The following is a 2,392-nucleotide window of genomic DNA, read 5'->3' on the forward strand; positions in this document are numbered from 1 at the left end:
TGCACCCGGTGGCCGGCCAGGGCTACAACCTCGCGCTGCGCGACGTGTGGGCCTGCGCCCAGGTCATCCTGCGGGCCGGGGGCGATCCCGGCGCGGCCGACACCCTCGCCACCTACGCCCGCGAACGCCGCCTGGATCGCAGCGGCACGATCCGCTTCACCGACACCCTGGTGCGGCTGTTCAGCAACGCCGTCGCGCCGCTGCAGCACGCCCGCGGCGCGGGCCTGTTCGCCCTCGACCTGCTGCCCCCCGCGCGCCACTTCGTGGCCAAACGGATGATGTTCGGGGCCCGCGCCTGGCCCTGACCGGCAGGGCGCCGCGCGGCCTTGAAATCCCGGTCGCCGCGGCGCAGCAAACCCCGTAGAATTCGCCTCCCTGCGCGCCGCCCGGCGCCCCGCCGCCCACGGGAAGTTCCAGCATGGCCGATACCGACGACCTCCAGCACCACGACGATCTGGACAGCCACCTGAAGGAGGTCCAGCACCTGCTCGCCCGCCATCGGCTGGTGGAGAGCCTCGTCCATCGGCAGGACATGCCCAAGCACGACCTGGTCGAGAGCCTCGTCCACAAGCAGCACGTCCAGGAACTCACCCACAAGCTCGACAGCCTCCACTCGGCCGACGTCGCCCACATCCTCGAAGCCCTGCCCCTCGAAGATCGTCTCTTCGTCTGGGATCTGGTCAAGGCCGAGCGGGACGGCGAGATCCTCCTCGAAGTCTCCGACGCGGTGCGGGAATCCCTCATCGAGTCGATGGACCCGGCCTCCCTGCGGGCCGCCGCCGAACAGCTCGACGCCGACGAACTCGCCGACCTCGCCCCCGACCTGCCCCAGGAGGTGATGGAGGACGTGTATCGCGGCCTCGACCCCGAGGAGCGGGAGCAGCTGCGGGCCGCCATGTCCTACCCCGAAGATTCGGTGGGCGCGCTGATGGATTTCGAGATGGTCACCGTGCGCGAGGACGTGACCCTCGAAGTGGTGCTGCGCTACCTGCGCCGCTTCGAGGAACTGCCCGACCACACCGACCAGCTCTTCGTGGTGGACCGGGACGAGCACCTGCGCGGCGTGCTGCCCATCAACCGGCTGCTCCTGAGCGACCCCGAGACCGAGGTGAGCGACATCATGCTCACCGACACCCTCACCCTGGAGCCCGCCGACGAGGCCGAAACCGCCGCCCAGGCCTTCGAGCGTTACGACCTCGTTTCCGCACCGGTCGTCGATTACCACCGCAAGCTGGTGGGCCGGCTCACCGTGGCGGCGGTGGTGGATTTCATCCGCGAGGAAACCGAGAACGAGCTGCTCTCCCAGGCCGGCCTGAAAGAAGGCGAAGACATCTTCGCCCCGGTGTGGGATTCGGTGAAGAACCGCTGGGCCTGGCTGGCCATCAACCTCGTCACCGCCTTCTTCGCCAGCCGGGTGATCGGCGCCTTCGAAACCTCCATCGAGAAACTCGTCGCGCTCGCCGCGCTGATGCCCATCGTGGCGGGCATCGGCGGCAACTCGGGCAACCAGACGATCACCATGATCGTGCGCGGCATCGCCATGGGGCAGGTGCAGGAGGACGCCCTCTCCCGGCTCATCAAGAAGGAGATGGGCGTCGCCCTCATCAACGGGCTGGTGTGGGGCGGGCTGCTCGGGGTGCTGGCCTGGATTCTCTACGGCAGCGGCAAGCTCGGCGCGGTGATGACCGCCGCGATGACCCTCAACCTGCTCCTGGCCGCCTTCGTGGGCGTGATGGCGCCGATGATCCGCCATCGCCTGGGGCAAGACCCTGCCGTGGGCTCCAGCGTCATCATCACCGCGGTCACCGACTCCGGCGGCTTCTTCATCTTCCTCGGGCTGGCGACGATCTTCCTGATGTAAGCCCCGGGCGGCGGGCTGCTTCATGGCCCGCTTCAGCACGCAGCCCGCGCCGCAAGGCCCCACCCCGACGCCGGCCGGCGTCACCCGATTCGCCCCCACGCCCTCCCGGACGCCCGGCGCCCCGGCTTTTGCACGAGAAACCGGGATCGGAGGGCGGCGAAGTCAATCCTCGGCCCGCCAAAGTCAGTTTGGCGGGCGCCGAAGTGACATTCACCCGCGCCAAAGACAGTTCAGCCCCCGACGAACTTCGATTTGCCCTCGCCAAAGTCAGTTTGGCGGCCGCCAAACACACTTCGGCCGGCGCCAAACACACTTCGGCGAGCGCCAAACACACTTCGGCAGGCGCCAAACGGACTTCGGCGCCCCCGAGAGTGCGATCGGCGAAAGATCAGCCCGCGTTGGCGGGAGCCTGTCCGAATTTTTGTGTTTGAGGCATAACGTAGTCCCAGAAAGGAATGGTTATGCCAAGGAAGAAACAGAAGTTACCGCTGCCACCCGTAGCCGTGTTGCCGGAAGGCGCGCAGCAGTGGC

1 protein-coding gene and 1 pseudogene are annotated in these 2,392 nt (G+C 68.0%); both read left to right on the forward strand.

The window, feature by feature from the left end; all coding sequences use genetic code 11:
- Positions 1-305: pseudogene (locus tag ACE3N6_RS19125) on the forward strand (2-octaprenyl-6-methoxyphenyl hydroxylase); the annotation flags it as partial.
- A gap of 113 nt (positions 306-418) precedes the next feature.
- Positions 419-1,861, forward strand: coding sequence for a magnesium transporter (gene mgtE, locus ACE3N6_RS19130; RefSeq protein ID WP_374247410.1), 1,443 nt, complete (start codon positions 419-421; stop codon positions 1,859-1,861).
- Positions 1,862-2,392: the final 531 nt, after the last annotated feature.

It is taken from the genome of Zoogloea sp., assembly GCF_041904905.1.
Lineage (GTDB): Bacteria > Pseudomonadota > Gammaproteobacteria > Burkholderiales > Rhodocyclaceae > Zoogloea.